This is a genomic window from Fulvivirga sp. AWR4_260 (assembly GCF_056158185.1).
On record NZ_JBSWSU010000015.1, the window covers coordinates 3,979,358 to 3,990,503 of the forward strand.

The window sequence follows — 11,146 nt, forward strand, 5'->3', positions numbered from 1 at the left end:
TATTCACATTCATTTTTTTAAACTATGGCTCTTTACAAAACTAAAAACCCAACTCTGAACCTCGATGCTTTCACTAAAGATGTGTGGAGTGAAAAGGAAGAAATCATGTCTTTTCAAGGCACGGTCACCAAAACAATTATCCTTGGGTTAACCGTATTTTTAAGTGCAATGTTTACGTGGTGGCTCTATGCTACCACTTATGATTTTGCTGCTATACAACCGTACGTTATTGGCGGTTTAATTGCCGGTTTTATCATCGGGCTTATAATTACATTTAAGAAAAAAACGGCTCCATATTTAGCTCCTGTATATTGCATTATGGAAGGGCTAGCTTTAGGTGGCATATCAGCTTTTATGGAGCAAATCTTCACTGGTATAGTTCTGCAAGCTATAGTCTTAACACTTGGTATACTTCTCAGCCTAATTGTTATTTACAAATTAGAAATCATTAAAGCAACGGAAAACTTCAAACTCATTGTAAGCTCCGCCACTGCAGGTATAGCATTTTACTATTTATTGTCTTTTGTAGGCCAATGGGCAGGTTTTCAATTACCTCTAATACACGAAAGCTCTACAGGAGGTATAATATTCAGCCTTGTTATTGTTGTAATTGCAGCTCTTAATTTAGTCATGGATTTTGACATGATAGAACAAGGAGTAAAAGCCAAAGCACCGAAATATATGGAGTGGTATGGTGCTTTCGGAATAATGGTTACTTTAATTTGGTTATATATTGAAATCTTACGCCTATTAGCAAAACTAAGAAGCAGAGACTAATCTCTATTATAGATCATTTCTTCAACCTCTGCTGATTTTTTAACCCAGGCTAATACTACAAAATAAAAAACGGATACTTCTGATATGAATATCAGAAGTATCCGTTCTATTTGCTGTAGAGGGAGGAGTCGAACCTCCACGGAGCGGTTAGTACTTTCATGTGTTATTGGATACTTAAAAGAATTTATCCCGGGACCTCCACCCCCGAGACCGGAGGGCATGTCTGCCAGTTTCATCACCCTACATTGTAAATCAATTCCTTAATTGATATTTCAAAGTTAACAAAATACCCCTTAAATTCAAATTAACGCAATTAAAATGCGCAATATTTATATTATTTTCAATAAAATGATTTTAAAATTATCAATTCAGCAAAATCAGCTATGAGAAATATAACCAAATTTCGATAATTGTAATGACCTCTTTTATCGCTTAAAAACGCCTTATGCGAATCATTCCTCTTGGCCCCATCCACCTGAAAAACAACTCTCAAATGAGTCGAATAATTACAACGCAGAATTAAACCTAACAACTAGCCAAAAAATAAAGGACACAAAAAAAGCTCTCACTTATAGAAAATGAGAGCTTTAAGTTATTTTCAATGCTAAAACTAGAAAAGGTCAGTTTTCAATACCGCTCCATTACTAGCATTAGTGACTAAAGCTCTATACTGACGAAGCCAACTTGAATGTATATCCTTTTTTATCGGGACAAACTCAGCTTTTCTTTTAGTTATTTCTTCATCGCTTAAATTAACAGATAAAATATACTGATCTACATCTATATGAATTTCATCTCCATCTTTTACTAATCCAATCATACCCCCTTCAGCAGCCTCTGGGCTAACGTGCCCGATACTAGCTCCTCTGGTTGCCCCACTAAATCTACCATCTGTAATTAAAGCCACTTTATCTCCCAATCCCATACCCATAATCAAAGAAGTAGGTGCCAGCATTTCCTGCATCCCTGGACCTCCTTTAGGCCCTTCATACCTTATTACTACAACATTTCCCGCCTTTACTTTACCTCCTAATATACCGTCAATAGCCTCTTGCTGACCATCAAAGCACACTGCAGTACCTGTAAATACGCGATCTCCGGTTATGCCCGCAGTTTTAATCACTGCTCCTTCTGCTGCCAAGTTACCATATAATATAGCCAAGCCACCTACTTCAGAATATGGGTTATCCACAGTATGTATGATATTGGTATCTTTGATATAAGCATCATCGATCTTCTCTAATACCGTTTCTCCGGTTATTGTTAGGTTATCGAGAAGAATATCATCTCCTCTTTTTGTCATCTCCTTCATTACGGCATTTACTCCACCCGCACGGTTGATGTCTTCCATATGAACCGTAGATAAACTAGGTGATATTTTTGCTATATGTGATACTCCTTTTGAAATCTGATTGATATCCTCAAGATTAAAATCAACCTGAGCCTCCTTAGCAATAGCCAACATGTGAAGCACCGTATTAGAGCTGCCTCCCATGGCCATATCTACAGCAAAGGCATTACGTACAGCATTTTCATTAAGAATATTTCTGAGCTTAAATTTTTCTGTCTGCGCTTTATCTTTGGCAATTTCGCAAATCCTCCTTGCTGCTTGCCTATACAACACTTCTCGCTCCTTAGTCAATGCCAGAATGGTACCATTACCCGGCAAAGCTATCCCCATCGCCTCCATTAAGGTATTCATACTATTGGCTGTGAACATACCCGAACAGCTTCCTCCACTGGGACATGCATTGCATTCTATATCATGAAGTTCTTCATCAGTCATTTCACCTGATTCATATTTACCAACAGCCTCAAAAGCTGTAGCAAGATCTATAGGCACACCATCTTTAGTATGACCTTTTTTCATTGGTCCTCCACTGACAAAAATAGTAGGCACATCAACCCGCAAAGCGCCCATAATCATACCAGGCACTATTTTATCACAATTAGGAATGGCTATCATAGCATCTAATTTGTGCGCATTCATTACCGTTTCTATAGAATTGGCAATAATCTCTCTCGAAGGCAATGAAAAAAGCATCCCGTCATGCCCCATAGCAATGCCATCGTCTACACCAATAGTATTAAATTCAAAAGGCACACAACCATTCGCCCTAATCTCATCCTTAATAATGCTGGATACTTTATTTAAAAAGAAGTGACCTGGAATTATTTCAATAAAGGAATTAGCCACCCCAATGAAGGGCTTTTCAAAATCTTCATCTACCAAACCGGTAGCTCTGAATAAGGATCTATGCGGAGTTCTCTGAGGTCCTTTTTTTACAGCATCACTTCTCATAATTATTGTCTTTAGTATTTCTAACAGCACGCGAGCGGGCGCACCATAATTGATTTGATTGCACTAAAGTAATAATTTATATGCGCTGCCACTCATGATTTGAAACATTGACTGATATATTCTCTTAATTTAGATTCAATCAATATATGACACTTTCTACATCATCACTTATGCTCATAATCAAAAACTGAAGGTATAATTATTTTAAAAGGAACGGCCTCACCGTTTAACTTTGCAGGCAAGAACTTAAAATCTAACCCTTCTCCGGATTTTATTGCCAATTGTAGCTACTGGGGTAAATCACCTTACTAAATCAGTCCTTGATCTCTTTAATTTGTCTTTAATCCAATAAAACATTCTGTTTTACCTGACTCTGCACAGGCTTTTATGGTTTCATTCCTGCGCATAAGCAACTCAGTCATATAGCTTTTTAAAACCAAAGCATCCACTATGCGCCCCAATATCCCCATTGGTGATGTATAATCAAAAATGTCAACCATTAAAGTGCCGCCATCCAAGGAGCTATAATGATGCTCATGCCTAAAACATTTAAAAGCTCCAGAAATCATTTCATCAACAAAATAATAAGGTGCATCAAATTCTGTAATTTTTGTGGTCAGTGTTTGATAAACACCAAAGTGTTTGGCTCTCCATGTTACTGTTTCCCCAACGTCAATTAAACCTTTAGTTTTTCCAGCTATCGCCTCCTCATGAGTATGCTTTGTAGATTCCACATGCAAATCAATACTTCTCGAAAGATCGAAAACAACTTTTACTTCAGCATTTATAAAAGTCTTTATTTCTATAATAGGCATAATAACTTAACTAATTTTTCACCACTATAACTTCCCTATATACCAGCCATTTCTATCAAAGCAATTAAATTGGCAGCATTCTTTCACGAGTTATGGGACATGAAGCCTACATTTCTGCATAACTTTGACTCAAATTTCAACCTTTCTATGAATATCACTCAATATAGTCTCAAGACTCATTTCGACAAAAAGGAATCGCCCTGCCTTTCATTTAATATTTTCAACTTAGAAGATACTGCCATTTCACAAGAGGAAAAACTCCATAGAAGTGATTATTTTCAAGTAGTAATTCTCCAGTCAGGCGAACTACAACAGCACATTGACCATGAAAATTTCACCCTGAAGCCTCAACAAATTTCTGTGGTTTTCCCTCATCAAATCAATGCTATAAATAAAACATCAGATGCAAAAGGCATTATCATTCAATTTGATGAAGTTTTATTCTGCTCTGACCTGCTTAAAAATGAACTTATATCTTATAACAATGACCTTATTAATAAACTAAATCATGTGCAGCCCGATGAGGCCTCATTTGATAAAATTAATCAATACGGAAGTCAAATTTACGAGCTTTACCAGCAGCTCTCTCCTATCAAAAAAGAGCAAATAAGGTTTCACATTAAAATAATGCTCTTAGAAATCATAGAGCATGCGCATCAAAAATACCAGGGATATCAGGCTCCAGACCAATTAGATTACTTTGCTCGATTTAAAACACTGATAGAAGCCAATTTCAAATCAAAACGAACAGTCACCTACTACAAAGACCAACTACAAGTAACCGCTAAAAAGCTCAATGAAATCTGCAAAGGAAAAACAGGACAAACTGCACTAAGCATTATTCACGAACGCATATTAACAGAAATAAAACGACTGCTTATATTTTCAGGAATGAATCATAAAGAAATCGCCTATGAATTAGGCTTCGATTCTCCCTCGGCACTCAACAAATTTGTATATGCCAAACTCAAAGAAACCCCGAGTGAGCTAAAGGAAGAGCTGTCCAGAATTTATAAGTATTAGGAATGTTTTTATAATCACTCCCCTCTCCTGCCACAATAGTTTTGCACTATCAAAAAAACACGATATGAGTAAATTATTTATAGCAGGAGAAGTTCTTCATGGAGCAGGAAGCTTAGAAGAATTAAAAAATATTAAAGGAAAAAAAGCCATTATAGTTACTGGTGGCTATTCAATGAGAAAAAGTGGTACGCTTGAAAAAGCGGCTAATACACTTCAAGAAGCCGGGCTTGAGGTTGAAATTTTTCAAGGAGTGGAAGAAGACCCTTCTTCAGCCACATGCTTTAAAGGCGCTGAAGTAATGAAAAACTTTCAGCCCGACTGGATCGTAGGTTTGGGTGGTTGCTCAGCTATTGATGCTGCGAAAATGATGTGGGTATTTTATGAGCACCCCGATGCTGATTTTGATGCCATGACAAAGCCATTTTCAGTACCCACACTACGCAACAAAGCTAAATTTATTGCTATACCTTCTACTAGTGGTACTGGCACTGAAACCACAGGCCTTGCGGTAATCACTGACAGAGAAAAAGGCGTAAAATACCCCATAGTTTCCTACGAACTGACCCCAGACATTGCCATTGTTGATGGCGAAATATGTGCTACCATGCCAGCACATGTCACTTCCAATACTGGCTTAGATGCTCTTACGCATTGCGTAGAAGCTTATGTATCTAATATTGATGACAACTATGCCGATGCACTAGCTAAAGGCGGCTTAGACATTGTATTTAAAAATTTAAAAGAAGCCGTTAACAACCCTGAGAATATTCAGGCTCGTCAAAACATGCACGATGCTTCATTTATGGGAGGCTTAGCCTTCAATAATGCTTGGTTGGGAATTGTGCACTCATTGTCGCACCAAGTAGGTGCATTATACGGAATTCCGCACGGGGCATCTAACGCTATATTTTTACCCAATGTGATCCGCTATAACGCCAAAGTATCAAACCGCTTTCCCGATCTTGCTAAAATTATAGGTAAAGAAACGGCTGAAGAATTAGCTACAGCAGTAGAGTCATTAAGATCGGAAGTGAATAACATCAGTTCGTTAAAGGAATTCGGCATTAGCGAAGAAGACTGGAATAAAAATTTAGATTATATTACCAAAAATGCGCTAGCCGACCCATGTACAGGCTTTAATCCAAGAAAACCAACTTTGGAAGAATTAAAAAACATTTACGAAGCTTGTTATAAAGGTGAGGTTGTAAACTTCTAATACGCTCAAAAGCAAATCACAAAACAGCCATTTTTGATGGCTGTTTTTTACACCTTCGCATAACTCTCCTTTACTTACTACACATTTCGCACTAGCCTCTTTTCTCAAAAATATTTATTCGTATTCAAACGCTGCAAGTAAAACCTGAAGCTGCACAATAAAAAAAGGATGACCCTGATTTATATTCAGAAGCATCCTTTTAAAGTAGCTGTAGAGGGAGGAGTCGAACCTCCACGGAGCGGTTAGTACTTTTATGTGTTATTGGATACTTAAAAGAATTTATCCCGTGACCTCCACCCCCGAGACCGGAGGGCATGTCTGCCAGTTTCATCACCCTACATTGTAAATCAATTCCTTAATTGATATTTCAAAGTTAACAAAACACACCTTTAATTCAAATTTCATCAACAAATTAGGTAATTATTTAAATATTTTTTAATAAATACTGATTAAAATTACCAAAAACACAAAATAAACTTCAAGAAACAAAGCCATATTGCAAAATTACCAATGGGCTTTTCAAGCAAGCATTAAAAAGTCTCGCAACTATCTCAATTAGAGGATATAAAGAATAATGTGTAGTAACATATCAAATAACTACAACACTTAAGTGTTGGAAAATACTACACTTTGTGGGGGTATTCTACAAATAAATACACATCAATAACTGCAAAAACACCTAAAAAGGGCGATTTGAAACGATGGCTTAATATTTGGCTCGTGAACTTCCGAAGAATGATCTAAACAGCACTAGTTTGATTATCGACATTTTGCCGAGTGCTGATTAGATAACGAAAATTAACTAGAAAATTATATGCCTTTAAATAAAATGTTCGCAGACAACCAAAATACTGATCCGATAGGCACGGCACAGCATCAAGAGAATGCTGCACCTCAGGCGCCTCAGTCATTCAATGATCGACTTAAAGATATGGTCACCAATCCCTCAAGCTATTTGGTACTATTAGGTACATTTTTGCTTATGTGTGGTGCCATTTATCTTTTCTACACACTACAACCGAATTTCGAAAAGCTACATTTAGAGCGAATGAAAACCTCGTGGGGTCTACCTCTCATGATTTTCAGCTTAGCATTATTAGCCACTAAGATGTGCTTTTTACTATATATCACTGTTCTTTTCTTCAAATACAAAGCCATCAAATCTGTATCAGATGAAGAGCTTCCTTTTACCACGGTAATTGTACCTGCTTATAACGAAGGTGAATTGGTATGGCAAACATTGATGAGCTTAGCGAAAAGCGACTTCCCTCATGAGAAACTTCAGCTTATTGCTATTGATGATGGTAGTAAAGATGATACTTGGAGCTGGATGAAAAAAGCTAAAGCTGAGCTAGGCGATAGAGTAGCTATTTATCAGCAACCAGAGAATAAAGGTAAAAGACATGCATTGTACAGAGGCTTTAACTTAGCTAAAGGAGATGTTTTTGTTACTGTAGATAGTGATTCAATTGTAAAAACAGATACATTACGAAATATGGTGAGCCCATTTGTAGTAAACAAAGAATGTGGTGCTGTAGCTGGTAATGTAAGAGTATTGAACAACCAAAAAGCAATTATACCAAGAATGCTTAATGTGAGTTTCACTTTCAGTTTTGAGTTTGTGAGATCTGCGCAAAGTGTTTTAGGGTCAGTATTATGTACTCCTGGTGCACTTGCAGCTTATAGAGCAGAAGCTGTTATGAACTGTCTTCCTCAATGGATTAACCAGACTTTTATGGGGCAAGTATCAGACATAGGTGAAGACCGTGCTATGACCAACATGATATTGAAGCAAGGATATAAAGTGTTATTCCAAAGAGATGCGTATGTGTACACCAACACTCCTGAAAGGTATAAAAACCTTTACAAAATGTTTATCAGATGGGAAAGAAGTAATGTGCGTGAGAACATTATGATGAGCAAATTTGCCTTTACTAACTTCAGACAAGGACCTAAAAATGGAACTAGAGTATTTTTACTTAATCAATGGTTAAAAATCATTTTATCCTATCCAATGATTGCATTAATGCTATTATTTATAGCTACACACCCTGTGTTATTCATTAGCTCTACTTTAGTAGGTATTTGCGTATTCTCTAGTATTCAAGCATTCTTCTTTGCAAAAAGACACAATATAGCCGAATCAATTTGGGCATACCCTTATAGCATATTTTATACCTTTTCTTTATTCTGGATTACCCCTTATGCCATTGCTACAGCTAGCAGAAGAGGATGGTTAACCAGAGGCATAGAAACATCGAACAAAAAAGTATTAACAAGTGCATAACATAAATCCTGTCTTTAGTAGTATAAAGACAAGTTAAAACACACTGTATTCCGCTTATTATGCAGTAAAAATCCACATTTGTTAACTAAAAAGCAGAACCAGTAGGTTCTGCTTTTTTATTTCTAAGAGGATTTTACTCTGACTTTAAAGAGTAGGTACCTTTCTTAAGCCCTTTACCCGAAACGGTAAGCTTTATATCTCCAGCCTTCTTTGTAGATTGAACTAATACTACAAGCTTACCATTAAATACCTTCATCGTAGGTTTATGAAAAACCTCTAACGATGTAGCATCACCATTACATACAGCCCTAAAAGAACCCGCTCCTAATACTTTAAAATTAAGTTGGTTAGCCGCCAGCGGACAAGTATTACCATCTTTATCCACCACTGTAGCCGTAACAAAGCTAATATCTTCTCCATTTGCAGTTAATACAGACCTATCAGCCTTCAGCTCAATGTGATGTGGCGCTCCTGCGGTTTTTATTTCCTTCTCAGCCACCGCCTTGCCGGCATCATCATAGGCCACCACTTTTACTGTACCAGGCTCATATTTTACATTCATCCATCTTAGCCTATAGCGATCTTGTTTGGTAGAGTCATTCTTAGTGACTTTACCCTGACTTTTTCCATTAACAAAAAGCTCTGCGGTATTATAATTAGTATACACAAATACAGGAGTTACTTCCCCTTCTCTCCCCTTCCAGTTCCAGTGAGGAAGAATATGCAATGTCTCTTCGTTTTTATTCCACCTGCTACGGTATAGGTAGTACCGGTCTTTAGGAATCCCCGCCAAATCTATCATTCCAAAATACGAACTTCTTGATGGCCAGAATTCATCATAAGGTGTGGGTTCTCCCAAGTAATCAAACCCTGTCCATACAAACTCGCCAATTACCCAAGGCTTATCATCCTGCAATACGAAATCATCTTCAGGCAAATTAGACCAGCTGCAATATTCTAAGTCATACGAAGAGCACTGTAAATCTTCATATTGCTTAGAGATAGCCTTTTCTACAGGAAATTTGTACACTCCTCTACTGCTCACAGTAGAAGCCGTTTCTGAACCCAGTATAAATCCTTGAGGAAATTTCTCATAAGCCTCCTCATACAAATGAACACGATAATTCAGCCCGGGCACATCTAATAAGGCCCCGAAACCCGATTCCATAACCGCTTTTACTTGGTCCATACCAACAGTAACCGGTCTGGTTGGATCCTCTCTATGGAATATTTCCTGAAGCCATTTAGCTCTTTTTACTCCTTCATTACCCCACTGATCAGGCACTTCATTACCGGCACTCCACATTACTATACATGGGTGATTTCTGGTTGCCTGCACTAAATTGACTACATCTTTTTCAGCCCATTCATCAAAGTAAAGGTTATAACCATTTTCTACTTTAGGCTTTTTCCATTCATCAAAACTTTCCGCTACAAAAAGAAAGCCCATTTCATCGCACAACTCCAATTGTTCCATAGATGGCATATTGTGTGCTGAGCGAATAGCATTACACCCTAAATCTTTCAACATGGTGAGCTGCCTTTTTAAAGCAGCAGTATTCACAGCGGTTCCTATTGGTCCTAAATCATGATGTAGACATACTCCTTTAAGCTTAGTAGGCTTTCCATTGAGTACAAAACCATTCTCTCTGCCATATTCGATACTTCTGATTCCAAAACGAATACTTTGAGTATCTTTTAACTCTTCTCCTTGAAACAATTTTAATGTAGCAGTATACAAATACGGATCTTCCGGCCCCCAGAGGTGTGGGTTAGACACCGAAATATTCTGTACTATCTCATTATCATACTGAGTACTTTCATTGTGCGTGGCCACCACTTTTCCGTCCACATCAGTAATCTCTGTTACTATGCTTAAATTCTTTCCTTGCACTTGTGATTTGATATTAACTCTGGCCACATCTTTTGATATAAATGGCGTGGTGATATAATGTCCCCAATGCTCAAAGCTAATTTCATCTTTCTCAACCAGCTGTACTTTTCTATATAATCCAGCTCCAGGATACCATCTCGATGAAAACGGAAAATTTTCAAGCCTTACGGCTATTACATTTTCTTCTCCATTTTTTATCTTATCAGTAATATCAAAGTAAAAATAGCTATAACCATAGGCTCGTGAGCCAACATATTCACCATTTACATACACTTTAGCATTACTCATGGCTCCATCAAAAGTGAGCAAAAGCTGTTTGCCAGAAGGCACATCATAAGTAATATGGCTTCTGTACCACCCCACTCCTGTAAATGGCAATGAGCCCGTTCTTCCCGTCTTCTCAGTAGCCTTTTCCTCCATATTCTGCTCAATTTTCACCATCTGCTTATCTATCTCCTTATCAAAAGGACCATAAATGGCCCAATCATGCGGAACAGTAACAGACTGCCATTTAGCATCATTGAAATCAGGTTGATCAGCCCCCTCAGCCTCTCCCTTATGAAACTTCCAGCCCTCTTTTAAAGTGGTTATTTTTCTCTCTTGACCTTGAAGCATAAATACCATCAAGAAATTAAGGGCGATAGCAAATAATATTGAATAGCGTTTTATCATTAACATTTAATTTAAAATGAGCAATTATCGATAACTCAGAAAAGTTAATTTATTGTAAATAATACACTTAACTCCACAAGTATAGTCATTCGATTTGTTTCACCGAAATTTTGCTTCAAAAAGAAGCATCTAGATTTACCCCCACAATTTATTCCTATTT

7 protein-coding genes are annotated in these 11,146 nt (G+C 37.4%); 4 read left to right on the forward strand and 3 right to left on the reverse strand.

Annotated elements, in window-relative coordinates; genetic code table 11:
- Nucleotides 1-24 precede the first annotated feature (24 nt).
- On the forward strand, nucleotides 25-777 hold the full coding sequence (locus tag ACXACQ_RS22680; protein ID WP_474978294.1) for a Bax inhibitor-1/YccA family protein: 753 nt from the start codon (nucleotides 25-27) through the stop codon (nucleotides 775-777).
- 610 nt (nucleotides 778-1,387) lie between these two features.
- Here the strand turns inward: ACXACQ_RS22680 and ilvD are convergent.
- Together ilvD and ACXACQ_RS22690 are read right to left on the reverse strand one after the other, a co-directional pair.
- A complete protein-coding gene (ilvD, locus tag ACXACQ_RS22685; protein ID WP_474978295.1) occupies nucleotides 1,388-3,079 on the reverse strand; it encodes a dihydroxy-acid dehydratase in 1,692 nt (563 codons plus the stop codon).
- A 329-nt stretch (nucleotides 3,080-3,408) separates the two neighbouring features.
- On the reverse strand, nucleotides 3,409-3,894 hold the full coding sequence (locus tag ACXACQ_RS22690) for an SRPBCC family protein (protein WP_474978296.1): 486 nt from the start codon (nucleotides 3,892-3,894) through the stop codon (nucleotides 3,409-3,411).
- Between the two features lie 69 nt (nucleotides 3,895-3,963).
- Between ACXACQ_RS22690 and ACXACQ_RS22695 the strand changes: the two genes are divergently transcribed.
- From ACXACQ_RS22695 to ACXACQ_RS22705, 3 genes are all read left to right on the forward strand, one after another.
- The gene (locus ACXACQ_RS22695; RefSeq protein WP_474978297.1) at nucleotides 3,964-4,917 is read left to right on the forward strand and encodes a helix-turn-helix domain-containing protein; all 954 of its coding nucleotides are present in this window, start codon (nucleotides 3,964-3,966) and stop codon (nucleotides 4,915-4,917) included.
- A gap of 64 nt (nucleotides 4,918-4,981) precedes the next feature.
- Nucleotides 4,982-6,133, forward strand: coding sequence for an iron-containing alcohol dehydrogenase (locus tag ACXACQ_RS22700; RefSeq protein WP_474978298.1), 1,152 nt, complete (start codon nucleotides 4,982-4,984; stop codon nucleotides 6,131-6,133).
- A gap of 814 nt (nucleotides 6,134-6,947) precedes the next feature.
- On the forward strand, nucleotides 6,948-8,420 hold the full coding sequence (locus ACXACQ_RS22705) for a glycosyltransferase family 2 protein (RefSeq protein ID WP_474978299.1): 1,473 nt from the start codon (nucleotides 6,948-6,950) through the stop codon (nucleotides 8,418-8,420).
- A gap of 133 nt (nucleotides 8,421-8,553) precedes the next feature.
- Here ACXACQ_RS22705 and ACXACQ_RS22710 read toward each other — a convergent pair whose 3' ends face one another.
- Nucleotides 8,554-10,986: a glycoside hydrolase family 2 TIM barrel-domain containing protein gene (locus ACXACQ_RS22710; protein ID WP_474978300.1), complete on the reverse strand. Its 2,433-nt coding sequence runs from the start codon at nucleotides 10,984-10,986 to the stop codon at nucleotides 8,554-8,556.
- Between the last annotated feature and the right edge of the window lie 160 nt (nucleotides 10,987-11,146).